Source organism: Enterococcus sp. LX10 (assembly GCF_023539285.1).
Classification (GTDB): domain Bacteria; phylum Bacillota; class Bacilli; order Lactobacillales; family Enterococcaceae; genus Enterococcus; species Enterococcus faecalis.
In genome coordinates, this window is sequence record NZ_CP092784.1 from 179,130 (window position 1) to 205,000 (window position 25,871).

General features: G+C 40.3%; 18 protein-coding genes and 2 rRNA genes (1 of these 20 only partly in view). 19 read left to right on the top strand and 1 reads right to left on the bottom strand.

Annotation, left to right across the window (positions count from 1 at the left end):
• The first annotated feature begins 128 nt into the window (after positions 1 to 128).
• The 5 genes from MKZ30_RS00875 (at position 129) to MKZ30_RS00895 (ending at position 5,722) form a co-directional block, all read left to right on the top strand.
• A complete protein-coding gene (locus MKZ30_RS00875) occupies positions 129 to 842 on the top strand; it encodes an NAD-dependent protein deacylase (protein ID WP_010816261.1) in 714 nt (237 codons plus the stop codon).
• 4 nt (positions 843 to 846) lie between these two features.
• Complete coding sequence (locus MKZ30_RS00880) at positions 847 to 1,692, top strand: chorismate mutase (RefSeq protein ID WP_010823379.1); 846 nt, start codon at positions 847 to 849, stop codon at positions 1,690 to 1,692.
• 10 nt (positions 1,693 to 1,702) lie between these two features.
• Positions 1,703 to 2,215: a transcription repressor NadR gene (locus MKZ30_RS00885; protein ID WP_002356248.1), complete on the top strand. Its 513-nt coding sequence runs from the start codon at positions 1,703 to 1,705 to the stop codon at positions 2,213 to 2,215.
• Positions 2,216 to 2,442: 227 nt separating this feature from the next.
• Positions 2,443 to 3,954, top strand: coding sequence for a glucosaminidase domain-containing protein (locus MKZ30_RS00890; protein WP_025191070.1), 1,512 nt, complete (start codon positions 2,443 to 2,445; stop codon positions 3,952 to 3,954).
• 277 nt (positions 3,955 to 4,231) lie between these two features.
• Entirely contained in the window at positions 4,232 to 5,722 is a 1,491-nt protein-coding gene (locus tag MKZ30_RS00895; protein WP_002361555.1) for an aldehyde dehydrogenase family protein, read from the top strand.
• Positions 5,723 to 5,948: 226 nt separating this feature from the next.
• Here the strand turns inward: MKZ30_RS00895 and MKZ30_RS00900 are convergent, their stop codons facing one another.
• Positions 5,949 to 6,932, bottom strand: coding sequence for an L-lactate dehydrogenase (locus tag MKZ30_RS00900; protein ID WP_002356251.1), 984 nt, complete (start codon positions 6,930 to 6,932; stop codon positions 5,949 to 5,951).
• A gap of 335 nt (positions 6,933 to 7,267) precedes the next feature.
• Between MKZ30_RS00900 and pth the strand changes: the two genes are divergently transcribed.
• The 14 genes from pth to MKZ30_RS00970 form a co-directional block, all read left to right on the top strand.
• Positions 7,268 to 7,834 carry an aminoacyl-tRNA hydrolase gene (gene pth / locus MKZ30_RS00905; protein ID WP_002361556.1) on the top strand — a complete coding sequence of 189 codons (567 nt, stop codon included), beginning with the start codon at positions 7,268 to 7,270 and terminating at the stop codon, positions 7,832 to 7,834.
• 19 nt (positions 7,835 to 7,853) lie between these two features.
• Entirely contained in the window at positions 7,854 to 11,393 is a 3,540-nt protein-coding gene (gene mfd / locus MKZ30_RS00910) for a transcription-repair coupling factor (RefSeq protein WP_010714993.1), read from the top strand.
• A 15-nt stretch (positions 11,394 to 11,408) separates the two neighbouring features.
• Positions 11,409 to 12,998 (top strand): putative polysaccharide biosynthesis protein, encoded by a 1,590-nt coding sequence (locus MKZ30_RS00915; protein ID WP_016614416.1) that lies wholly within the window; start codon positions 11,409 to 11,411, stop codon positions 12,996 to 12,998.
• A 14-nt stretch (positions 12,999 to 13,012) separates the two neighbouring features.
• The gene (locus tag MKZ30_RS00920) at positions 13,013 to 13,276 is read left to right on the top strand and encodes an RNA-binding S4 domain-containing protein (RefSeq protein WP_002356255.1); all 264 of its coding nucleotides are present in this window, start codon (positions 13,013 to 13,015) and stop codon (positions 13,274 to 13,276) included.
• Positions 13,277 to 13,529: 253 nt separating this feature from the next.
• On the top strand, positions 13,530 to 14,009 hold the full coding sequence (locus MKZ30_RS00925; protein WP_033600591.1) for an FtsB family cell division protein: 480 nt from the start codon (positions 13,530 to 13,532) through the stop codon (positions 14,007 to 14,009).
• A 44-nt stretch (positions 14,010 to 14,053) separates the two neighbouring features.
• The gene (locus MKZ30_RS00930) at positions 14,054 to 14,533 is read left to right on the top strand and encodes a S1 domain-containing RNA-binding protein (protein ID WP_002356258.1); all 480 of its coding nucleotides are present in this window, start codon (positions 14,054 to 14,056) and stop codon (positions 14,531 to 14,533) included.
• Positions 14,534 to 14,618: 85 nt separating this feature from the next.
• The gene (tilS, locus tag MKZ30_RS00935; RefSeq protein ID WP_080279946.1) at positions 14,619 to 16,007 is read left to right on the top strand and encodes a tRNA lysidine(34) synthetase TilS; all 1,389 of its coding nucleotides are present in this window, start codon (positions 14,619 to 14,621) and stop codon (positions 16,005 to 16,007) included.
• A gap of 18 nt (positions 16,008 to 16,025) precedes the next feature.
• Entirely contained in the window at positions 16,026 to 16,571 is a 546-nt protein-coding gene (hpt, locus tag MKZ30_RS00940) for a hypoxanthine phosphoribosyltransferase (protein WP_002356260.1), read from the top strand.
• A gap of 93 nt (positions 16,572 to 16,664) precedes the next feature.
• A complete protein-coding gene (gene ftsH / locus MKZ30_RS00945) occupies positions 16,665 to 18,821 on the top strand; it encodes an ATP-dependent zinc metalloprotease FtsH (protein ID WP_002363441.1) in 2,157 nt (718 codons plus the stop codon).
• 161 nt (positions 18,822 to 18,982) lie between these two features.
• Positions 18,983 to 19,879, top strand: a complete 897-nt coding sequence (gene hslO, locus MKZ30_RS00950; RefSeq protein ID WP_002383883.1) for an Hsp33 family molecular chaperone HslO — start codon at positions 18,983 to 18,985, stop codon at positions 19,877 to 19,879.
• A gap of 11 nt (positions 19,880 to 19,890) precedes the next feature.
• The gene (dusB, locus tag MKZ30_RS00955; protein ID WP_002356263.1) at positions 19,891 to 20,889 is read left to right on the top strand and encodes a tRNA dihydrouridine synthase DusB; all 999 of its coding nucleotides are present in this window, start codon (positions 19,891 to 19,893) and stop codon (positions 20,887 to 20,889) included.
• A gap of 93 nt (positions 20,890 to 20,982) precedes the next feature.
• On the top strand, positions 20,983 to 22,479 hold the full coding sequence (gene lysS / locus MKZ30_RS00960) for a lysine--tRNA ligase (protein WP_002359372.1): 1,497 nt from the start codon (positions 20,983 to 20,985) through the stop codon (positions 22,477 to 22,479).
• Between the two features lie 651 nt (positions 22,480 to 23,130).
• Positions 23,131 to 24,691: ribosomal RNA gene (locus MKZ30_RS00965) — 16S ribosomal RNA — on the top strand.
• Positions 24,692 to 24,917: 226 nt separating this feature from the next.
• Positions 24,918 to 25,871, top strand: a 23S ribosomal RNA gene (locus MKZ30_RS00970) (it continues 1,959 nt past the right edge of the window).
• The 16S and 23S rRNA genes sit together here, the layout of an rRNA operon.

Consider the following 25,871-nt stretch of genomic DNA (forward strand, 5'->3'; position numbering starts at 1 on the left):
TGAGAAATTTGTCACAAACTCTTTCAAGATAAATCAATATATAGGTAAGAAGTTTTCAAAAAGTGGAAAAACTTTTGGTGCTAATGTTAAAATACGTTATAATATAGAAGATTAGGAGCTGAATCGATATGCAAGATATCACGCAAGCCGAGGCAATTCATTGGTTGGCAACCCAACAAAAACTCACATTTTTAACAGGTGCGGGTATCTCGACAGCCTCAGGTGTGCCAGATTATCGTTCCTTAAAAGGTGTCTATCAAGGAATCCAGCAACCGGAATACTTATTGAGCCGGACTTGCTTAAAAACAGAGCCAGAAAAGTTTTATCAATTCGTTAAAACGCTCTATCATCCAGACGCACAACCTAATATCATTCACCAGAAAATGGCACAATTAGAGCAAATGAAACGGGGAAAAATTGTTTCACAAAATATCGATGGGCTTCATCGAAAAGCAGGTAGCCAAGAAGTGGTGGACTTTCATGGTAATTTATATGAATGTTATTGCCAAACTTGTGGTGCAACGGTTCCTTGGCAAGATTATTTGCTTAGTGATCGGCACGCTGATTGTCATGGACAAATCCGTCCAGCTATTACTTTGTATGAAGAAGGATTATCCGAAGAGGCAATCGAAAAAGCCATTCAGGCCGTTGCTTCTGCCGACTTAATCGTGATTGTCGGCACGAGTTTTCAAGTGCATCCATTTTGCGATTTGATTCATTATAAACAACCAACGGCAGCTATTTTAGCCATTAATCAAACGCCGCTATTTTTACAACAACCTTATTATTTTTTAGAAGCGAAAGCCGAAACGATATTTGCAGAATTAACGATAAAGGAGTAACGGAATGGAAGAATTTAAATCAGAAAAAGAAAAAATGATCGCAGGTGCACTATATTTTGCCTCAGATCCTGAATTAGTGGCCGATCGCAAAAAAGCCCGTGAACAAATGGCGTTAATTAACCAACAACCAGACACTTATATTCGTCGTCAATTAATAGAAGAAACATTTGGAAAAGTGGGTGTCGGGACGTACATCGAACCGATGATTCAATTTGATTACGGCTACAACATTTCTGTGGGAAAAAATTTCTATGCCAATTTTAATAACGTTTTTTTAGATGTTTGTCCAATTGAAATTGGCGATAACTGTATGTTTGGCCCCAATGTGCAACTCTATACAGCCGAGCATCCATTACAAGCGGCCAAGCGTAATAGCGGAATGGAATCAGGGAAACGAATTATCATTGGCAACAATGTTTGGATTGGCGGTGGAGCGATTGTCCTTCCTGGCGTAACATTAGGTGATAATGTAGTGGTGGCAGCAGGTGCTGTTGTGACCAAATCGTTCCCAGAAAACTGTGTGATCGCAGGTAATCCAGCACGGATAATTAAAGAATTGACTGAAGATGACGCCCCAACAACTTCTTTAGAACAACAACGAGCAAAGATTAACCAAATCGATAAGGAACTGGTCCGTTTATTAGAACAGCGGATGGATGTCGTCGCAGAGATTGCTGCAGTGAAAAAGAAAGCAGGTCATGCGGTTTTTGATTCTGAAAGAGAACAACAAGTATTAGAAACTATTCTGAATCATGTTGAAAATGCCGATTATGAAGAAACATTATCTGAGACTTTCCAGGGAATTATGGACGCCTCTAAACGTTTCCAAGAAAAACATTTAGGAGAGTGAGGCGAAGGTTGTGGATGGAGAAATCAGAAGAAGAGAGATTGTTAAAAGATTAAGAGAGACCGAAAAGCCAATTAGTGCCACTCGTTTTGCAAAAGCTTTTGATGTCAGCAGACAAATTATTGTAGGAGATGTCGCTCTATTACGGGCGACAGGGGTCGAAATTGTCGCAACAGCTCGAGGGTATATGTTGGAACAACCTTTAGAAGGAATTGAGCGGAAAATTGCTTGTCAACATACGCCTGAACAAACGAGAGAAGAATTGTCAGTCATTGTTGCCAAAGGTGGAGAAGTGGTAGATGTGAGTATTGCACATCCGCTTTATGGGGAATTAATCGGCAGTTTGCGCATTCAATCAGAGAAAGATATTGATAAATTTATGGACAAGTATCAAAAAGAGCATGCTACATTACTATCAGTTTTAACAGGAGGCGTCCATCTGCATACTATTCGCTGTGCAGACGAAGAAACTTTCCAAGAAATCAAAGAGGCGCTTCGAAAAAAAAGTATTTTGTTTGAAGGATAACGAGAAAAAGAGAGGACATTGATGTTTGTTCAAGCCCTTTCTTTTTTTTCTTAGAAAATTACCAAAAAAAGATAGAAGAATTTGTGAATTTTCTTCTATTTTTTTAACTTTTTGCTAGAAATTTTTTATGAAACAGTATACTATTAAAAAAGGAGCCATTTAAACAATAACTATGTCAATTATTATGTTGGTACATAAAAATAAATGGAGAAAAATAAAAAAGGAGAATGAGTATGAAAAAACAATTTGCCCTGTTCTCTACCTTATTACTTTTAGGTTCATCAATGCCAGTAGGTGCATTTGCAGAAGGTAATAACTTGGTAGCTGAAAATAGTTCTGTCGCAGAAACAACCGCAGAAGCAACAACTGCTGAAGCCACTGAAACGACAGCGACTAGTGAAACAACAGAAGCGACAGAAGAATCAACAACTGAAACAGAAAGTTCAACCGAATCAAGTGAATCTGCAACCACGGAGTCCACGGAAACGTCAGGAACCGAAACGACCGATTCCACAACGGATTCTACATCCACAAGTACGACAGAATCGACTACTGACTCCACCTCGACGAGTACAACAGAGTCAACCACAGATTCTACGTCAACAAGTACAACTGAATCAAGTACCACGCCGTCGACCACACCAAGTTCTTCTAAAGAACAGCCAAAACCTGGCACGAGTACTTCTGAATCAAAACAGCCGGCGAAGCCAGTGACACCAACAGCACCAGCTGAAAAGCCAGTAGAGCAACCAGCAGCGTCAACACCGCAGCCTGAAATAGTCCCACCAGTTACAAATGAAACGGTTGGGTTAGTGGAAGACGATGAGACGTTTACGGTCAGCAAAACGAAGAAGACAGAAGAGTTTATTCAAGAAATCGGTGAATCTGCTCGGAAAGTGGCCAAGGACAAAAACTTATATGCTAGTGTGATGATTGCTCAAGCAATTTTAGAAAGTGGCAGCGGCAATAGTAAGTTAAGCCAGAAACCAAACTACAATTTGTTTGGTATTAAAGGCGATTACAAAGGTCAGTCTGTTTCTTTTATTACCTATGAAGACAATGGTTTCGGTAACCTATACACAGTAGAAGCAAAATTCCGTCAATATCCAACGTATAAAGAATCAATGGAAGATTATGCGAAATTATTGAAAAATGGTTTAGATTCCAATAAAGATTTCTATCATGGTGTCTGGAAAACGGAAGCCAAAACATACAAAGAAGCGACACGTTTCCTAACAGGAAAATACGCAACGGACAAAGATTACCATAAGAAATTAAATGCGTTAATTAAAACATACGATTTAACTTATTATGATAAAGAAAAAGCAACCGTTGAACCAATGGAATCAAATTTCCCAGCCTATAATGGCAAAAACTATGACACCTTTAATAGTTATGCTTGGGGCAACTGTACACAATATGTCTACAACCGTATTACGCAATTAGGTAAACGTGTGGACTTAACAATGGGGAATGGTCAAGATTGGGGCGAAACAGGTCGTGCACGCGGGTACAAAGTAAGTCGTACACCAAAAGCAGGTGCAGCGGTTTCCTTCCCAGCTGGTGTTTTAGGCGCAGACAATACTTATGGTCATGTCGCGTTTGTGGAAAAAGTCTTTAAAGATGGTAGCATCTTAATTTCTGAAATGAACGTGAAGGGATTAAACGTTGTTTCGACACGTACAATCTCAGCTGATGAAACACATTTAATGAACTATATCGTTCCAAAAGATAAATAAAAAAATCAGCTCTTTGTCAATAAGAACGGATGAGTTGTAAAAAGCAAAGTTGGAACTGAAGAATCAATTTTAATTCTTCAGTTTCAGCTTTTTTTTGTGGCAAAAAGTCTCTCCAATAAAGTTTAATACATTCAGATATTGCCAGGAGGCTTCAGGTCGGGATGAGTTAGCAACAGTCGCTGATAGCTATATTTTTTTTAGGTAGAATCATTTACTTTTAGGTGAAAGATGTCTTATAATTGTAAGCGGATACAAAAATAAAAAAAGAGGTGGGTAAATGAGTAAAAAAGAAATAAATCAAGTAGTTGCCAGTAGCTATCAATTGTATATTAATGGAGAGTGGACAACAGGTAGTGGTAACAAAATGATTGCTAGTTACAATCCTAGTAATGGCGAAAAATTAGCAGAATTTGTTGATGCCACAAATGCAGATGTGGATCGAGCTGTAGAAGCAGCTCAAGAAGCGTTTCAGACATGGAAAGATGTTGACGTTGTAACAAGAAGCAATCTTTTGTTGAAAATTGCTGATTTGATTGAAGAAAATCAAGAACATTTGGCTATGGTGGAAACTTTAGATAATGGAAAACCGCTTCGGGAAACGCAATCGATTGATGTCCCTGCCAGTGCAGACCATTTTCGGTATTTTGCTAGTGTGATTCGTGGAGAAGAAGGGTCTGTCAAAGAATTTGATAAGGATACGTTATCCATTGTTGTGAAAGAACCCATTGGTGTTGTGGGTCAAATTATTCCGTGGAATTTCCCCTTATTAATGGGTGCTTGGAAATTAGCACCAGCGTTGGCAGCAGGTAATACGGTTGTGATTCATCCGTCCTCGAGCACATCATTAAGTCTGTTGGAATTGTTTAAAATTTTTGATCAAGTCTTGCCGAAAGGAGTAGTGAATTTAATCACCGGTCGTGGTTCTGATTCAGGAAATTATATGTTGGCACATCCAGGGTTTGATAAGCTAGCTTTTACAGGCTCAACAGAGGTGGGGTACACTGTCGCTAAAGCTGCGGCCGACCGCCTAATTCCAGCCACTTTAGAACTTGGCGGAAAATCAGCCAACATTATTTTTGAAGATGCCAATTGGGAACGTGCATTAGAAGGCGTGCAGTTAGGGATTTTATTCAATCAAGGGCAAGTTTGTTGTGCTGGGTCTCGTGTGTTCGTTCAGTCAGGTATTTATGATCAATTTGTAGAAGCTTTAAAGGAAAAGTTTGAACAAGTGAACGTTGGTTTCCCGTGGGAAAAAGATGTTGAAATGGGCGCTCAGATCAATGAGCATCAATTGGAAGAAATTTTAAAATATGTCGAAATTGGTGTGAAGGAAGGAGCTACGCTGATTACTGGGGGGCAACGTTTAACAGAAAATGGGCTAGACAAGGGGGCGTTTCTAGCACCTACGTTATTAGCGAACGGCACGAATACAATGTGCGTGGCCCAAGAAGAAATCTTTGGTCCTGTTGCAACAGTGATTAAATTTGAAACGGAAGAAGAAGTCATTCGTTTAGCTAATGATTCTGAATATGGTCTAGGTGGTGCCGTCTTTTCTCAAGATATCAATGTGGCATTACGGGTTGCTCGTGGTGTACGGACAGGTCGGATGTGGGTCAACACATACAATCAATTGCCTGCGGGCGCGCCATTTGGCGGTTATAAAAAATCAGGAATTGGTCGAGAAACGCATAAATCAATGCTAGATGCTTACACGCAAATGAAAAATATTTACATTGTGACAAAAGAAGAAGCAGATGGACTGTATTAAGTAGTGTAGTGAATTTTAGATAATAAACTTATTTTTGGTTATTGTTATTTTTAGAGCTAAACAAAACAATAATTTTTTGAAAAAATTGGGTGATGAGTAAAGTAAAACAAATTAAAAGTAAAGCCTGGTGCAAAAATCACTTTGGATTTTTGTACCAGGCTTTAAAGCGGAGTAACAATAGTGTTCACTCTTGGTTGTTTTTAATTTTTGACTATTGTAGAAGGAATTATTTTGCTTCTTCTGCTTCAAATTTAGCAAAAGCTGTTTCAATAACTTCTTTTAATGCAGAAGCAGAAGCTTCCATTTTTTCTTGTTCAGCATCTGTTAATGGAATTTCAATGACTTGTTTAACGCCTTGGCGGTTGATGATCGCTGGTGCACCGATATAAATATCGTTTTGACCATATTCACCCTCTAAATAAACAGATAGTGGTAACACAGAGTTTTCATCGTTTAGGATAGCCTTAGTGATACGCGCTAGTGCCACCGCGATTCCATAGAAAGTAGCTCCTTTTTTCTCGATGATTGTGTAAGCAGCGTCGCGTACGTTGAAGAATAAATTAACCATTGCTTCTTCATCGACGTCAGGATTATTTTTCACCCATTCGTAAATTTGTAAGCCAGCGACATTCGCATGTGACCAAACTGGGAATTCTGTATCTCCGTGTTCCCCTAAGATGTAGGCATGGACATTTCGTGCATCAACGTCAACTAATTCGGCAATTGCTTGACGGAAACGAGCAGAATCTAGTGAAGTTCCTGAACCGATTACTCGTTCTTTCGGGAAGCCAGAGAATTTCCAAGTTGAATAAGTCAAAATATCAACTGGGTTTGCGGCAACTAAGAAGATACCGTTGAAACCAGAATCAACAATTGTTGTAACGATTTCTTTATTAATTTTCAAGTTTTTATGAACTAAGTCTAAACGAGTTTCGCCTGGTTTTTGAGGCGCGCCAGCTGTTAAGACAACTAAGTCTGCATCATGGCAATCGTCATAAGTAGCAGCATAGATTTTTTTAGGAGAAGTAAATGCTAATGCGTGAGATAAGTCCAACGCGTCTCCTTCAGTTTTTGGTACATTAATATCAATAATCCCAACTTCTTGAGCAATATTCTGAGTTACTAAAGCAAAGGCATAGCTAGAACCTACGGCACCGTCCCCGACTAAAATTACTTTTTGGTGATCTTTATTCCCTGCGGCTGCAGTCATGTGTACCATTCCTTCCTCTACATTCTTTTTCGTGAGCAACGAGTTTTTATTTCCTGTTGCTAAAGTGATAGTAACATGGTTTGTAAAAAATGTCACGAACTTTGATTGTAAAAATGATACAGTTTTCAGACCTGTTTCAAAATGGTAGCTCTTACATGTGCGTAACTTCACTATCTTACGCATATTTAAATTTCTAAAAAATTTTTTTACATCTTTCTTAATCTTCAAAGACTGCGAGTTTTTTTATTTCTATGGTATAATGAATAAAACTGGGTAGCGCATACGCTTCCCAGCCATTTTGTGTTGGCAAGCTTATAATCCAAGGAGAATGAAAGATGAAAGTAATCGTAGGACTGGGAAATCCCGGTAGTAAATACAAAGAAACAAAACACAACATTGGCTTTATTACGCTAGATGAAATTGCATATCGGCAAAATGTTTCGTTTAATAATAGTAATTTTGAAGCAGATATTGCAGAGTTTTTTATAGGGACTGAGAAAGTATTGTTAGTGAAACCATTAACATTTATGAATGAATCAGGTCGCTCTGTTGGTCCGCTGTTGACCTACTTTGGGGTAGATGAGGAAGACTTGATTGTTATTTATGATGACTTAGACTTAGAGGTCGGTAAAATTCGTTTACGGCAAAAAGGTAGTGCTGGCGGCCACAATGGGATAAAAAGTCTGATTGCCCATTTAGGAACAAATGTCTTTCCTAGAATTAAAATTGGCATTGGTCGGCCCTCAAAAAATGATACAGTTATCCACCATGTACTAAGTACTTTTCCCAAAGAAACACACGAAGAGATGTTACTTGCTGTAAAAAAAGCAGCCGATGCCGCTTTATATGCATGCGAAGGACATACGTTTGTTGAAACAATGAATCAATTTAATGGAAAATAGCAGAAAGGAGGGCCCTTGTTTGAATATTATCGAACGAATTAGCCAAACAGAAATTGCTAAATCATGGCGCAGTCAACTAATGACAACAGGAACGCGCCAACTAATTACTGGGTTATCAGGCTCTGCTAAAACATTACTGATGGCAGGCGCTTTACAAAAGACGCATCAAAAAATTGTTATTGCGGTTCCAAATCTATACTATGCTAATCAATTAGTAGATGATTTTTTAAATATTTTACCTTCAGAACAAGTTCATCTATTTCCAGTAGATGAAGTGTTATCCGCCGAAATGGCCTTTTCTTCACCAGAAGCGCGCGCAGATCGAGTGAGTGCGTTAAATTTCCTGATGACAGCGAATGCAGGAATTGTGGTCGTGCCAGTAGCTGGACTACGAAAATATTTGCCAACGAAAGAAACGTGGCAAAATGCGCAACTCCATTGGGAAATCGGGACAGAAGTAGAACCTGAAATCCTCGCGCAACGCTTAGTGTTAATGGGCTATGAACGCCAATCGATGGTCGGGAAACCCGGCGAATTTAGTATTCGTGGAAGCATTATTGATGTCTATCCGCTAAATGCCGAATACCCTGTTCGTGTGGAACTGTTTGATGTTGAAATCGACTCAATCCGTTATTTTGAAGCGGATACCCAACGTTCATTAGAAAATCTTGAAGAAGTAACGATTTCACCAATGACTGATTTAGTGTTCTCAAAGTCAGATATGAATCATGGCATGATGAGGTTACAAGATGCTCTAGAAAAACGTTTAGCGACAGCTAAAGATCAAACGGAGACCGATTTTTTAGAAGAATATTTTGGTCAGTTGCTGTCTTCTTGGGAACAAGGGATTCCTACAGAAAATGCTCACTATTATACAGATTTTCTGTACCAACAAAAAACTACGCTGTTAGATTATTTACCAGAAAATAGTTTGCTTTTTGTGGATGATTATTCTCGTATGATGGAAACGGAGCGAGAGATTGCTAGAGAGGAAGCGGAATGGCAAACCCTGAAAATTGAAGAAATGCGCGTGTTTTCTGAACAAACTTTTGGCGTAGACTTTCATGATCAATTGCGAAAAACCGCACGAAATACGACCTTCTTTTCACTTTTTCAAAAAGGAATGGGGAATCTTCGTTTCCAAGAAGTCCATAATTTCCAATATCGTTCAATGCAACAATTCTTCGGTCAAATGCCGTTGCTAAAAGCGGAAGTGGACCGTTGGCAAAAGCAAAACCAAACGGTCGTTGTTTTTGTTCCTACGAAAGAACGGATTCAAAAAGTCGAAGAGCTATTTCAGGACTTTGACATACCTAGCGTAGTAAGCAATTGGGATCAGTTGTTAGATGGGCATGTCCAAATTGTCCAAGGGGCATTACAAACAGGGTTTGAATTACCTAAAAACAAGCTCGTGGCGATTACGGAAAAAGAAATTTTTCATACAACGACCAAAAAACGGGCACGTCGTCAAACAATCTCTAATGCGGAACGTTTGAAAAGTTATAGCGACTTAAAAACGGGCGATTATGTCGTTCATGCGAATCACGGGATTGGTAAATATATTGGTATGGAAACCTTAGAAGTTGATGGGGTCCATCAAGATTACATGACTATCTTGTACCAAAATGATGACAAGTTATTTATTCCAGTAACACAATTGAACTTGATTCAAAAGTTCGTTGCTTCCGAGTCTAAAACGCCGAAAATTAACAAGCTAGGCGGCAGTGAATGGACGAAAACTAAACGAAAAGTTGCTTCGAAAATTGAAGATATCGCGGATGATTTAATCTTACTTTATGCGACAAGAGAGTCGGAAAAAGGCTATGCTTTTCCGCCAGATGATGCATATCAAAAAGAATTTGAAGAGGCTTTTCCGTATTCTGAAACAGATGATCAATTACGTAGTGCTGCCGAAATTAAACACGACATGGAAAAATCTCGACCAATGGATCGTTTGTTAGTTGGTGATGTAGGGTTTGGTAAAACTGAAGTGGCTTTACGAGCGGCCTTCAAAGCTGTTAGCAACAATAAACAGGTCGCCTTTTTAGTGCCAACAACTATTTTAGCGCAACAACATTATGAAACGATTCAAGAGCGGTTTGAGGGCTTTCCTGTAGAAATTGGTTTATTAAGTCGTTTCCGCACGAAAAAACAGCAAAATGAAACAATTGAAAAAATTAAACATGGCCAAGTAGATATTGTGATTGGTACCCATCGTTTATTGTCGCAAGATATTAATTTTAGTGATTTAGGCTTGTTGATTATTGATGAGGAACAACGGTTTGGAGTGAAACATAAAGAACGACTAAAACAATTGCGTTCACAAGTGGATGTCTTGACGTTAACAGCAACGCCAATCCCAAGGACCCTTCATATGTCAATGTTAGGTGTCCGTGATTTATCCGTCATCGAAACCCCACCAGAGAATCGTTATCCGATCCAAACGTATGTCATGGAAAATAATCCTGGGGCGATTCGGGAAGCGATTGAGCGAGAAATGGCCCGAGATGGTCAAGTCTTTTATTTATACAATCGAGTAGATACGATTGAACGAAAAGTTGAAGAGTTACAAGCGCTAGTTCCAGACGCACGAATTGCGTATGCACATGGTCAAATGACAGAAGTACAACTGGAGAATACTTTGTTTGATTTTATTGAAGGACAATATGATATATTAGTCACTACAACGATTATTGAAACAGGAGTAGATATTCCTAATGCTAATACCTTGTTTGTAGAAAATGCGGACTACATGGGCTTATCTACGTTGTATCAATTACGTGGTCGTGTGGGGCGTAGCAATCGAGTGGCCTATGCTTATTTTATGTACGAACAGCAAAAAATCCTAAACGAAGTTAGTGAGAAACGTTTAGAAGCAATTAAAGACTTTACGGAATTAGGTTCTGGGTTCAAAATTGCGATGCGTGACCTTTCCATTCGAGGGGCCGGAAACCTTCTTGGTGCCCAACAACACGGCTTCATTGATTCGGTTGGGTTTGATATGTACTCGCAGATGTTATCTGAGGCAGTTGCTCGTAAACAAGGAAAAAATATCCAAGACCAAAAAACGTCTGTTGAAATTGATTTGGGCATTGATGCTTATATTCCAGGAACGTACATCACAGATGAACGACAAAAAATTGAAATTTATAAACGGATTCGTCAATTAGAAAATATGGATATGTACGAAGAATTAGAAGCGGACTTGTTAGACCGCTTTGGAGAGTATCCTGACGAAGTGGCGCATTTATTAACCACTGGCCGTATCAAAATGGATGGCGACCGTGCCTTGTTAGAAAGTATTCGTAAACGCGACCAAAAAGTCAAGTTTGTGTTAAGTAAAATTGGCACAAAAACATACTCTGTGGAGCAGTTGTTTGAAGCGTTATCGGCAACCAGCTTAAAAGCGGATCTAGCAGTTGAGAAAGAACAAATGACTATTTCCTTGAAGTTGCCGAAAGATTGTAAAGAAGCTGTTTGGATTCAAGAAATTGCTACTTTTACAACCGCATTGCGACAAGAAAAATACAAACATTCGCAAGAAACGGATTCCCTTTAAAAGGAGGCCTAGAAGATGGCACAAAAAGAAATGCAACGAATGATGCAAGGTGCCGTTGTGTTAACCATTGCTTCCTTCATTGCAAAAGTGTTGAGTGCGTTTTATCGCGTTCCTTTTCAGAACTTTGTAGGGGATGAAGGATTTTACGTGTATCAGCAAGTTTATCCAATCTATGGGATTGCGATGACATTAGCATTGTCAGGCTTACCGCAATTTATTTCCAAAATTGTTGCTGAACAACCAGATATTCGGAGTCAAAAACAAGTGTTGCGCCAACTATATCCCTATGTGTTATGGTTAGCGATTGCTTGTTGGGCCTTCTTTTTCTTTGGTAGTCAAGAAATTGCTATTAGTATGGGGGATGCTGCACTCCAACCATTAATGGAAGTTGTTTCCTTTACCTTTTTACTCGTTCCAATTCTTTCTTTCTATCGTGGGAATTTTCAAGGACATTTGTTGATGGTGCCTAGTGGTATTTCACAGGTGATGGAACAGTTTGTGCGTGTCGGGGTTATTCTAGTAGCTGCGTTGTCCTATCATTACTTTGGTGGCTCCATTTATCAAACGGGGACGGTGGCCATGAGTGGTGCGTTGGCTGGCGGTATCTTAGCGGTACTTGTCTTATGGTACTACAATCGAAAAATTCTTAGTGGAAGTACGGAATACTTGCATCAATGGAAGATTATGCCTCAAACTAAAGAACTATTTAAACGTTTAATGATTGAGGGTGGTTTGGTCTCTTTATATAGTGCTTTTCTGATTCTATTTCAATTAATTGATTCCTTTAAAGTAAAAAATGCCCTCATGCTTTTCGGGCTCTCTGATTTAGCTGCGAAAGTGGACAAAGGGGTCTATGATAGAGGACAACCACTAGTTCAATTAGGGTTGGTAATTGCTTTAGCTTTAAGCTCGACCTTTTTACCAGGTTTGACAAAATATTTTATGAAAAAAGACCGTCAACAATTTTTACAAGTTGCAAAAATCTTTTTGCGTCTTACCACAACCTTGGCATCGGCGGCTTCGATTGGTCTGATGATGTTATTGCCGTACATGAACTTTACGCTTTTTAAAGATTATAAAGGCAACGATGTTTTAGGGGTGTATGTTTTATCCATCGCTTTTATGGCCATTATTCAGGCCTACCAAAGTATTGAACAAAGTCGCAATCGTTTTAAAGGTCCTTTAGTGGCAGCTGGTGTGGGCTTATTAGTGAAGTTACTGACAACGGGCTTTTTCACCATTCGTTGGGGAACATTAGGTGCTAGTTGGTCTACTATTCTTGGGTTACTAGCGACGTTATTCGTTTTAGTCCGACAATCGGATGCAGCGATTAATTGTTTTGTTCGAGAACGAAGCTTTTTGAAAAAATTGTTGCTTAGTTTAGCAATCATGATGCTGTCATTACTGGTCTATCAAGGAATTATCTCCATCTTGTTCCAAGGTGTGCATCACCGAAGTCAAGCGTTTTTCGTTACAGTTTTAGGTGTTGCAGTGGGTGGTACAGTTTTTATTAGCACCATCATTAAGTTAGAATTATTTACGATACGTGAATGGTTAAGTTTACCGTATGGCGCAAAAATTTTACGGATGAGACAAAAAAAATAAAAGAGGTGAATGTGATGCGGTTAGATAAATTTTTAAAAGTTTCTCGCATTATTAAAAGAAGAACAGTTGCCAAAGAAGTCGCTGATAAAGGCCGGATTCAAATCAACGGAGTCTTAGCCAAATCTTCTAGTACTGTGAAGATTGGTGACCTTGTCAAAATTCAATTTGGGAACAGAATTTTAGAAGTAGAAGTCCTGCAACTAAATGACTCTACGAAAAAAGAAGATGCCACAAAAATGTATGAAATAAAATCAGAAACACGTGTCTCTGAAGAATAAACAGGTGAGGATGGAGCGCTTGGCAAGTTCATTGAAAAGATGAATATTCCAAGCGCTTCATCCTTTCAGCGTTTTAATGAAACAGACGCGCCGCTTTTGAAAAAATTAATAAATCAACCGCTGTTATTTCAAAAGCAAAGAATATTTTAGAAAAAAGCTTGATTTTCTTTAACTTCTCTGAAATTAACATTAGACAAGGTTCTTAGATGTTGGTATAATAAAACGGACAATCCAAAGCGAGTGGAGCGAGACGATGGGAAAGAATGAAAAAAACTCGAAGAAAGTTGCGGCATTGGAAAATGACTACACGAAAGAACAGTATGTCGAATTCCAAAAACAACAGAAACAATTGATTTTTAGACGCAGACGCTTGGCAGCGATTTTTCTCGTGGCCTTCATTATTTTTGCCTTTTCTGGCATCCAATTGATGAAAGATTATCATCGCTTAGGTGCTTTCAAACAAGAACGAGCAGATGCAATTGCTGAATCCGTAGCAGTTGATAAGAAGGTCAAGGATTTAAAAAAAGACGTTGCTTTGTTAAAAGATGATGATTATGTGGCAAAATTAGCACGTAGCCGTTTCCTTCTCTCAAAAGAAGGCGAACAGATTTATCCCACACCAGAACAAATGAAAAAAACACAGACTTCTGGAGCGGAAGAAAGCAAGAGCAGTTCAGAAAACAATAGTCAATCACAGTCTTCAACTGAAACAACTAAGTCTTCAGCTGAATAAACTGCAATTATAATTAGGGAAAAAATAGGAGGAACAATTTTTTTATGTCAATCGAAGTAGGAGCTAAATTGCCAGGAAAAGTGTCAGGGATTACTAACTTTGGTGCATTTATTGATTTAGGAGAAGGAAAAACTGGGTTAGTACACATCAGTGAAGTGTCTAATGGATTCGTTAAAGATATTCATGATGTATTAACAGTAGGTGACGAAGTAACAGTGAAAGTAACCTCAGTTGGTGACGACGGCAAAATTGGCTTATCGATCCGTAAAGCACAAGAGCCAGCAGAAGGGCAACAACCAAAACGTGAATTTCAACGTCGTGAAAACAATTATGAGAATCGTGACCGTAATCCACGCGCAGGTGGCAAAAAGCCTTTCAATAAACCACAAGCAAATAACAATAACAATAAACAAGATTTTGACTCATTGATGAGCTCTTTCTTGAAAGATAGTGATGACCGTTTATCTTCATTAAAACGTAATACTGAAGGCAAACGTGGCGGACGTGGCGGACGTCGCGGCTAAGCACAAACAAATAGGGGGACTGGGGATAACGAATGGGTTATTTCTCGGTTCCTCTTTTATTCTAAGGAAGAAAGAAGGGCGAACAATGTTTTGGCAGTTTTATAAACGAGGAAAAGAACAAGGATTTTGGCAACCGCATCAAACAATCGTGGTCGCCGTTTCTGGTGGTGTAGACTCCATGGCCCTTTTGACGTTAATGGAACAGGTGGCAGAAAAAGAACAATTACAATTGGTTGTTGCACATGTCAATCATCAATTGCGAGAAGCGTCGGCACAGGAAGCGCAATATCTCGCTACCTATTGTCAGCAGCGAGAGCTGACGTATTATGAAACACATTGGGAAGACCTTGAAAAGCAACGGAATTTAGAAGCAAAAGCGCGCACATTTCGTTATGAATTTTTTAAAGAAGTCATGGAAATTGAAGGCGCGGCAGTCTTAATGACGGCACATCATCTAGACGATCAAGCGGAAACGATTTTAATGAAGCTGATTCGAGGAACTAATTTTTCCCATTCCGCGGGCATTAAAGAGAGACGTCCTTTTGCGACAGGGGAATTGATTCGTCCGTTACTCATTTATCCAAAAGAAGAATTGTATCAATTTGCACAGCGCCAAGCATTCGTTTATTTTGAGGATGAAACGAACCAAACCAATGAATATTTGAGAAATCGGCTCCGTAATCAGGTTTTGCCGCTATTAAAGCAGGAAAATCCGCAATTCTTAGATCAGATTGCTTCTTTTAGTAATGAACAACGTTTTGCCCAAGAATTTATTCAGGAACAAATTGAGCCTCAATTATCTGAAGCCGTAGAACCGACCAAACAAGGCTGGCGCATTCCTTTGAAGAGATTATTAAAAGAAACGCCTGCGTACCAGCACTTCTTTTTAACTGCGTTTTTCCAAAAAACATTAGTGCCGTTAGGGGTTTCGTTAAACCAACGCCAGATGACACAAATTTTAAAAGTTTTGAATGATGAACGCCAACCGCAAGGCTCGGTTATGTTAGAACAGCAATGGCAACTAGCTAAAAGTTACGATTGGCTGTGCTTAGAACAAAAACAGGTTGCACTGCGAGAAGAAGTTACACATTTATTAGTACCTGGCGCGGGGATTTATTTATCGGAAACCGAGTGGCTAGGATTAATTGCGACAGACAAACCGTTTCCTCTTCCTGAAGAGATTAATCAGTGGACGGGTCAGTTGTTAGCGATCCCGTTGACCACAGCCACACCTTTGACCGTTCGTCATCGCCAAAGTGGTGATCGGATTACATTAAAACCAGGGTTTACGAAAAAATTAAGCAGAGTTTTTATTGATCAAAAAGTGCCAAATGAAGCGAGAGAGAGTGCTTGGGTCATTACGGATGAGCAAGAGGAAATCATTTGGGTACCAAAATTTGCAAATTCCTATTTGAGTATTCCTTTAGAAACTGATAAAATACACTACAGACTCCTTTTTAAGACAAAGGAGTAATGCTGAAAGGAGCGCACTATGATAGAAAAAGATATTGAGAAAGTCCTAATCTCCAAAGAAGAAATTCTTGCGAAGTCTGCAGAGCTTGGCAAGCAACTGACAGAAGAATATCAAGGGAAAAATCCTTTAGTGGTCGGTATTTTAAAAGGTGCAGTACCATTTATGGCTGATTTGACTCGTGAAATCAATACTTATTTAGAATTGGACTTTATGGATGTATCTAGCTACGGCAACGCGACAGTTTCTTCAGGCGAAGTAAAAATTGTCAAAGACTTGGACACAAATGTCGAAGGTAGACATATTTTAATCGTAGAAGATATCATCGATAGTGGTCGTACATTAGCGTATTTAGTAGATTTGTTTAGATACCGTAAAGCTGCATCTGTGAAAATTGTTACCTTATTAGATAAACCAGAAGGCCGTGTAGTAGACATTAAAGCTGACTACGTAGGGTTTGATGTGCCCAATGAGTTTGTGGTCGGTTACGGATTAGACTATGCAGAAACGTACCGCAACTTGCCTTATATTGGCGTTTTAAAACCTGAAGTTTACGAATCAAATTAATATCTATCAAGGAATTAATTGTGTTACAATGTAAAGGTCAGGATTGATAAAAGAATAACATGAATTGTAATGATGAGCATAAGGAGGACAGGCATGAACAAAAAGAATAATGGCATGAAAAATGGTTTATACTACGTCTTAGTAGTACTTGCCATGGTCATGGTTGTCTATTTCATTTTTGGAAATAACAACCAACAATCGCCAGACATCGATTACTCAACCTTCCAACAACAATTGGAAGACGGAAAAGTCAAAGACATGACCATTCAACCAACCAATGGGGTTTACCGGATTGAAGGTCAGTATAAAGAAAAACAAGAAGTGAAAGACACAGGTGGTCTGTCATTGTGGGGCTCAACGCAAGCGTCGTCAAAAGGCTTCACAACAACCGTTTTACCTAGTGATACAACCTTAGCTGGCATTCAAGATGCGGCACAAAATAACAAGGTGAAGCTAGTTGTCAAAGAACAATCAACAAGTGGTGCTTGGTTGTCACTGTTGTTTAGTTTCTTACCATTAGTGATTATTTTCTTCTTCTTCTACATGATGATGAGCCAACAAGGCGGTGGCGGTGGCGGCGGTGGCCGTGTGATGAACTTCGGTAAATCAAAAGCCAAAGAAGCCGATAAAAAAGCCAACCGTGTCCGCTTCTCAGATGTAGCTGGTGCGGAAGAAGAAAAACAAGAATTAGTTGAAGTAGTGGAATTCTTAAAAGATCCACGTCGTTTCGCTGAATTAGGCGCACGGATTCCTGCGGGCGTATTATTAGAAGGACCTCCAGGGACTGGTAAAACGTTACTTGCTAAAGCTGTAGCAGGTGAAGCAGGTGTGCCATTTTACTCAATCTCAGGTTCAGATTTCGTTGAAATGTTTGTCGGGGTCGGTGCTAGCCGTGTCCGGGATTTATTTGAAACAGCGAAGAAAAACGCACCTGCGATTATCTTTATCGATGAAATCGATGCAGTTGGTCGTCAACGTGGTGCTGGTATGGGTGGCGGACACGACGAACGTGAACAAACCCTTAACCAATTATTAGTTGAGATGGATGGTTTTGATGGCAATGAAGGAGTTATCGTAATTGCTGCAACGAACCGTTCAGACGTGTTAGACCCAGCGTTGTTACGTCCAGGTCGTTTTGACCGCCAAATCTTGGTAGGACGTCCAGATGTCAAAGGTCGTGAAGCGATTTTACGTGTTCATGCGAAAAACAAACCGTTAGCTGATGACGTTGATTTGAAAGTTGTTGCACAACAAACACCAGGTTTTGCTGGTGCTGATTTAGAAAATGTCTTAAACGAAGCAGCCTTAGTTGCCGCTCGTCGTAACAAGAAAAAAATTGATGCTTCTGATGTGGATGAAGCCGAAGACCGCGTAATTGCTGGTCCAGCTAAAAAAGATCGCGTGATTAATAAAAAAGAACGCGAAATGGTGGCTTACCATGAAGCGGGACACACAATCGTTGGTTTAGTCTTAAGCCGTGCCCGTGTTGTCCATAAAGTAACAATTATCCCTCGTGGTCGCGCAGGCGGTTATATGATTGCTTTACCAAAAGAAGATCAATTCTTAATGACTAAAGAAGATATGTTTGAACAAATCGTTGGCTTACTTGGTGGACGTACAGCAGAAGAAATTATCTTTGGCGTTCAATCAACAGGGGCTTCAAATGACTTTGAACAAGCAACAGGGATTGCCCGTAGCATGGTAACTGAATATGGAATGAGCGACAAATTAGGACCTGTTCAATATGAAGGGAACCATCAAGTCTTTGTCGGTCGTGATTATGGTCAAACAAAAGCTTACTCAGAACAAGTGGCGTTTGAAATCGATCAGGAAGTTCGTCGTATCTTAATGGATGCTCATACAAAAGCGCATGAAATTATCGAAGCGCACCGTGAACAACATAAACTAATCGCTGAAAAACTATTAGAATATGAAACATTAGATGCAAAAGCAATCAAATCATTATTTGAAACAGGTAAAATGCCTGAAGGTGCTGACAGCGACTATCCTAGTGAAAAAGAAGCGCAAACATTCGAAGAAGCAAAACGTGCTTTAGAAGAAAAAGAAGCGCAAAAACAAGTTGAAGAAAAGCAAGACTTTGAAGAAGCGAAAAAAGAATTACATGATGAAGCAGAAGAAGTCAAAGTAGAAAGCGAACAAACAGAAAAAGAAGTCCAATCTGAAGAGAAAAAAGATTCAGATTCCAATTCTGAATATGATCGCAATAACTACGAAGATCGTTATAAATAACCAATTAGTAGAAGGTGCAGTATTTGTCGAGATGACGAATACTGCACCTTCTATAATATTAAGATATTCTATAGAAGGAAGATTATTTGGTTGAAAAAACACCTGATTCCTAGTATTATCTGACTAATGGACAAAAAAGCACCAAGAGAAGAGGAAAAAGAATGGAAGATTATTTAGTAAAAGCCCTTTGTTATAAAGGTTCAATTCGAGCATATGCCATCAGTGCCACTGAAACTGTTAGCGAAGCGCAAAGAAGACATGATACATGGAGTTCTTCTACCGCAGCGTTAGGGCGCACATTGATTGGAGCCCTTTTACTAGGAGCGACTTTAAAAGGTGACGATAAATTAACTGTAAAAGTACAAGGAAATGGCCCAGCTGGCGCTATTATTGTCGATAGTAATGGCCGTGGAGAAACAAAAGGCTACATTAAAAATCCACATGTCAGCTTAAAGTTGAATGCAACAGGTAAAATTGATGTACGTGGCGCTGTCGGTAACGAAGGAATTTTCACAGTCATTAAAGATTTAGGATTAAAAGAAACCTTTTCTGGACAAACACCTATTGTTTCTGGTGAAATCGGTGAAGACTTTACATATTTTATGGCGGTCTCTGAACAAGTTCCTTCAGCTATCGGTTTAGGTGTATTGGTGGACACGGATGAATCTGTGAAAGCAGCCGGTGGTTTTATGATTCAAGTAATGCCAGGTGCCGATGAAAGTATCATTGATTTTATTGAACAGCGTCTAGCGGAAGTGCCACCGATTTCACAATTACTAGAAAATGGAGAAACACCTGAACAAGTCTTGTATCGCTTATTGGGAGAAGACGAAGTAGAAATTTTAGAAAAAATGCCTGTACAATTTAAATGTGACTGTTCCAAAGAAAAATTTGCGACCGCTTTGATTGCCGTTGGGATCGATGAATTAAATGCGATGATTGATGAAGATCATGGAGCAGAAGCAGTTTGTCAATTCTGTAACAATAAATATCACTATAGTGAAGAAGAATTAATTGAACTTCGCGATGAAGCGATTCGCAATACGAAACAAAAGTAGGAGGAAAGACTATGTGGAAAATTGGAGACGTTGAAATCCCCAACCGTGTTGTCGTAGCTCCGATGGCGGGTATTAGTAACGCCGCTTTTCGTGTGACTGTAAAAGAATTTGGCGCAGGATTAGTCGTTTGTGAAATGATTAGTGATAAAGGGATTAAATTAAGAAACAAAAAAACCTTAGAAATGCTATATATTGATGAGCGAGAATATCCTTTAAGTGTACAAATTTTTGGTGGAGATAAAGAAACATTAGTGGAAGCTGCTAAGTTTGTGGAAGAAAATACGCAAGCGGCGATTATTGATATTAACATGGGTTGCCCTGTCAATAAAATAATTAAAGCTGAAGCTGGTGCGAAATGGTTGCTGGATCCGAATAAAGTGCATGAGATGGTTCACGCAGTCTCTTCGGCAGTTTCTTTGCCTGTCACTGTAAAAATGCGAACAGGCTGGGATGAAGATCATCTATATGCTGTAGACAACGCTTTGGCTGCCGAACAAGCAGGTGCTTCGGCAATTGCTATGCATGGTCGAACACGTGTCCAAATGTATGAAGGGACAGCCAACTGGGACGTTTTAAAGGAAGTGAAAAAGCATTTAACCATTCCTTTTATGGGAAATGGCGATGTCAAAACGCCTGAAGATGCTAAACGCATGTTAGAATATGTTGGAGCGGATGGTGTGATGATTGGTCGAGCTGCTTTGGGCAATCCTTGGATGATTCAACGGACGAAAGAATACTTGGAAACGGGCGAATTGATGCCTGAGCCTTCACCAGCTGAAAAAATTAACATTGCAAAAGTTCATTTACAACGATTAGTGGATTTAAAAGGTGAAAAAATTGCGGTCCGTGAGTTTCGCCAACATGCTTCTTACTATCTAAAAGGAATCTCGCGAGCGGCCAAAGTGAAAGTTGCGATTAACCAAGTCGAAACACAACAAGCAGTTGTCGATTTACTTGATGCCTTTGTAGAGAAGATTTCCAAAGTTGCTGTAACTACTATAGAAGAATAAAAAATTCAAGCCGAAAGTAAAATTCGGCTTGCTTTTTTTCGAATTACTGTGGCATTATTAGGATAGGTTAAAATCAAGAATGGAGGAACAACAGTGGCAGAAGAACAACAAGCGCATTTAGAGGATTTAAATGATCAAATGCTCGTGCGCCGCGAAAAAATGGAAGCTTTACGTGAAGAAGGGATTGATCCTTTCGGTAAACGTTTCGATCGCACTCATAATTCAGCAGAACTTCATGAACAATATGATAATCATACAAAAGAAGAACTTAGTGAAATGAATACAGAAGTCAGCGTTGCTGGACGTATGATGACAAAACGTGGTAAAGGAAAAGCTGGTTTCGCCCATTTGCAAGACCGTGAAGGCCAAATTCAAATTTATGTTCGGAAGGACCAAGTTGGAGACGAAGCCTATGAACTATTTAAACATGCTGACTTAGGCGACTTCTTTGGTGTGACAGGTCAAGTAATGAAAACCAATACGGGGGAAGTTACTGTTAAAGCTCAAACAATTACGTTATTAACTAAAGCTTTGCGTCCATTGCCAGATAAATACCATGGATTAACGAATGTGGAACAACGCTATCGTCAACGCTATTTGGATTTAATCAGTAACAAAGAAAGCTTTGATCGCTTCATGAAACGCAGTCAAATTATTAGCGAAATCCGTCGTTATCTAGATGGCAATGGCTATGTCGAAGTAGAAACGCCTGTCTTGCATAACGAAGCAGGAGGAGCTGCTGCTCGTCCATTTATCACACACCATAATGCATTAGATATGGACTTATACTTACGCATTGCCCTAGAGTTACATTTAAAACGTTTAATTGTCGGTGGCATGGAAAAAGTATATGAAATTGGTCGTGTCTTTCGTAATGAAGGAATCGATACCACTCATAACCCAGAATTTACAATGCTAGAAGCTTATACCGCTTATACTGATTATCAAGATGTGATGGATTTAACAGAGGGAATTATTCGTAATGCTGCGGAAAAAGTCTTAGGAACTACTGATATCACGTACGATGGTCAAGCTGTTGACTTAGGAAGTCCTTTCAAACGTCTACACATGGTAGATGCGGTCAAAGAACAAACGGGCGTAGATTTTTGGCAAGAGATGACGATAGAAGAAGCCCGTGCGTTGGCTAAAGAACATAATGTTGAAATTACAGATGCGATGACAGTCGGTCATATCATTAATGAATTTTTCGAAACATTTGTAGAAGATACATTGCAACAACCAACATTTATTTATGGTCACCCAGTCGCTGTTTCACCATTAGCGAAGAAAAATCCAGAAGATGGTCGTTTCACTGACCGCTTTGAACTATTTATTATCGGAAAAGAGTTTGCTAATGCATTTACAGAATTAAATGATCCGATTGACCAACGTGAACGTTTTGAAGAACAAGAAAAAGAACGGGAACAAGGAAATGATGAAGCACACGGAGTAGATGAAGATTTCATCGAAGCCTTAGAATATGGCTTGCCACCAACCGGAGGATTAGGTATTGGGATTGATCGACTAGTTATGTTATTAACCGATGCACAATCAATTCGTGATGTATTATTATTCCCAACAATGAGATAAAAAAAGATGCCTTAAGGGTATCTTTTTTTATATTCGCAAAAAATTAAATAAAAAAGAATAGAAAAACAATTGAAACCAATTCTTTTTTTCTAAAAAAATCGAAGATGAGTAATAAAAAGAATGGGTAATCTGATAAAAAAACGAACTTTATCTAATCGGATAAGAAAGAATAATCGGTATTGAAAAAAAGTTTAAAAAAAGTGAAAATAATGATTGACCAATGCTTGAAATCTTGGTATATTATTACATGTCGCAAGGCGAGTCACACAGCTGAGCGATTCAGAAATCAATAATTAAATAACAATTCTTGATTTCAAACCTCTCGAAAAAAGTTTGAAAAAACAACAAAAAAGTTGTTGACAAATAACAAGCGAGGTGATAAGATATAGAGGTTGTCACAACAGACAACAACAACCGAGCAAAACAACTTTAAAAAACTTTTTTTAAAAAGTTCTTGACATTCAAACGAAAGTTTGTTATGATATAAAAGTTGCTGCGAGGTAACGTAGACCTTTGAAAACTGAACAAAGAATAGACGAACCAAATGTGTAGGGCGTCTTGATTCAATTCAAGACAACAAACATTTTTAACAAGCAAGCAATATGCTAGCAAACAAATTGAGCTTAACAATCGCAAGATTGTTCTAACTTTTATTATGAGAGTTTGATCCTGGCTCAGGACGAACGCTGGCGGCGTGCCTAATACATGCAAGTCGAACGCTTCTTTCCTCCCGAGTGCTTGCACTCAATTGGAAAGAGGAGTGGCGGACGGGTGAGTAACACGTGGGTAACCTACCCATCAGAGGGGGATAACACTTGGAAACAGGTGCTAATACCGCATAACAGTTTATGCCGCATGGCATAAGAGTGAAAGGCGCTTTCGGGTGTCGCTGATGGATGGACCCGCGGTGCATTAGCTAGTTGGTGAGGTAACGGCTCACCAAGGCCACGATGCATAGCCGACCTGAGAGGGTGATCGGCCACACTGGGACTGAGACACGGCCCAGACTCCTACGGGAGGCAGCAGTAGGGAATCTTCGGCAATGGACGAAAGTCTGACCGAGCAACGCCGCGTGAGTGAAGAAGGTTTTCGGATCGTAAAACTCTGTTGTTAGAGAAGAACAAGGACGTTAGTAACTGAACGTCCCCTGACGGTATCTAACCAGAAAGCCACGGCTAACTACGTGCCAGCAGCCGCGGTAATACGTAGGTGGCAAGCGTTGTCCGGATTTATTGGGCGTAAAGCGAGCGCAGGCGGTTTCTTAAGTCTGATGTGAAAGCCCCCGGCTCAACCGGGGAGGGTCATTGGAAACTGGGAGACTTGAGTGCAGAAGAGGAGAGTGGAATTCCATGTGTAGCGGTGAAATGCGTAGATATATGGAGGAACACCAGTGGCGAAGGCGGCTCTCTGGTCTGTAACTGACGCTGAGGCTCGAAAGCGTGGGGAGCAAACAGGATTAGATACCCTGGTAGTCCACGCCGTAAACGATGAGTGCTAAGTGTTGGAGGGTTTCCGCCCTTCAGTGCTGCAGCAAACGCATTAAGCACTCCGCCTGGGGAGTACGACCGCAAGGTTGAAACTCAAAGGAATTGACGGGGGCCCGCACAAGCGGTGGAGCATGTGGTTTAATTCGAAGCAACGCGAAGAACCTTACCAGGTCTTGACATCCTTTGACCACTCTAGAGATAGAGCTTTCCCTTCGGGGACAAAGTGACAGGTGGTGCATGGTTGTCGTCAGCTCGTGTCGTGAGATGTTGGGTTAAGTCCCGCAACGAGCGCAACCCTTATTGTTAGTTGCCATCATTTAGTTGGGCACTCTAGCGAGACTGCCGGTGACAAACCGGAGGAAGGTGGGGATGACGTCAAATCATCATGCCCCTTATGACCTGGGCTACACACGTGCTACAATGGGAAGTACAACGAGTCGCTAGACCGCGAGGTCATGCAAATCTCTTAAAGCTTCTCTCAGTTCGGATTGCAGGCTGCAACTCGCCTGCATGAAGCCGGAATCGCTAGTAATCGCGGATCAGCACGCCGCGGTGAATACGTTCCCGGGCCTTGTACACACCGCCCGTCACACCACGAGAGTTTGTAACACCCGAAGTCGGTGAGGTAACCTTTTTGGAGCCAGCCGCCTAAGGTGGGATAGATGATTGGGGTGAAGTCGTAACAAGGTAGCCGTATCGGAAGGTGCGGCTGGATCACCTCCTTTCTAAGGAATATTACGGAAATACACATTTCGTCTTTACTTTGTTCAGTTTTGAGAGGTCTACTCTCAAAACATTCGTTCATTGAAAACTGGATATTGAAGTAAAAAGAATCAAAACAAACCGAGAACACCGCGTTGAATGAGTTTTTTAATAAGTTCAATTGCTTATTTATTGATTAACCTTCTATCGCTAGAAGAAGTGATCAAGACCCAACCGTAAGGTTGATAAGGTTAAGTGAATAAGGGCGCACGGTGGATGCCTTGGCACTAGGAGCCGATGAAGGACGGGACTAACACCGATATGCTTTGGGGAGCTGTAAGTAAGCTATGATCCAGAGATTTCCGAATGGGGGAACCCAATATCTTTTATAGGATATTACTTTTCAGTGAATACATAGCTGATTAGAGGTAGACGCAGAGAACTGAAACATCTTAGTACCTGCAGGAAGAGAAAGAAAATTCGATTCCCTGAGTAGCGGCGAGCGAAACGGGAAGAGCCCAAACCAACAAGCTTGCTTGTTGGGGTTGTAGGACTCCAATATGGTAGTCTGTTAGTATAGTTGAAGGATTTGGAAAATTCCGCTAAAGAGGGTGAAAGCCCCGTAGACGAAATGCTGACAACACCTAGGAGGATCCTGAGTACGGCGGAACACGAGAAATTCCGTCGGAATCCGCGGGGACCATCCCGCAAGGCTAAATACTCCCTAGTGACCGATAGTGAACCAGTACCGTGAGGGAAAGGTGAAAAGCACCCCGGAAGGGGAGTGAAATAGATCCTGAAACCGTGTGCCTACAACAAGTCAAAGCTCGTTAATGAGTGATGGCGTGCCTTTTGTAGAATGAACCGGCGAGTTACGATTGCATGCGAGGTTAAGTCGAAGAGACGGAGCCGCAGCGAAAGCGAGTCTGAATAGGGCGAATGAGTATGTAGTCGTAGACCCGAAACCATGTGATCTACCCATGTCCAGGTTGAAGGTGCGGTAAAACGCACTGGAGGACCGAACCCACGTACGTTGAAAAGTGCGGGGATGAGGTGTGGGTAGCGGAGAAATTCCAAACGAACTTGGAGATAGCTGGTTCTCTCCGAAATAGCTTTAGGGCTAGCCTCGGAATTGAGAATGATGGAGGTAGAGCACTGTTTGGACTAGGGGCCCATCTCGGGTTACCGAATTCAGATAAACTC